This window comes from Pseudomonas sp. 30_B, assembly GCF_017491605.1.
GTDB lineage: Bacteria > Pseudomonadota > Gammaproteobacteria > Pseudomonadales > Pseudomonadaceae > Pseudomonas.
Genome location: NZ_JAFGYY010000556.1, coordinates 1 through 234 on the forward strand (window position 1 = coordinate 1; position 234 = coordinate 234).

1 protein-coding gene is annotated in these 234 nt (G+C 62.4%); it reads left to right on the plus strand.

What is annotated here, in order from left to right; all coding sequences use genetic code 11:
• Positions 1-234 (plus strand): sulfatase-like hydrolase/transferase (locus tag J5M67_RS29415; protein ID WP_207888780.1); only part of this gene is annotated, 234 nt, incomplete at both ends.

A 234-nucleotide genomic window follows, 5' to 3' on the forward strand; every position in this document is an offset into this window, starting at 1 on the left:
TCGTCTGGATGAACACCACCCGCATGCACGCCTTCACCCACATACGCGAATCCATGCAGGGCCAGAGCGGCATGCCGGGCAACGAGTACGCTGATGGCATGCTCGAGCACGACGGCGACGTCGGCAAACTGCTCAAGACCCTCGACGACCTGAAGCTCAGCGACAACACCATCGTCATCTACACCACCGACAACGGCCCGAACCGCTTCACCTGGCCGGATGCCGCCACCTCTC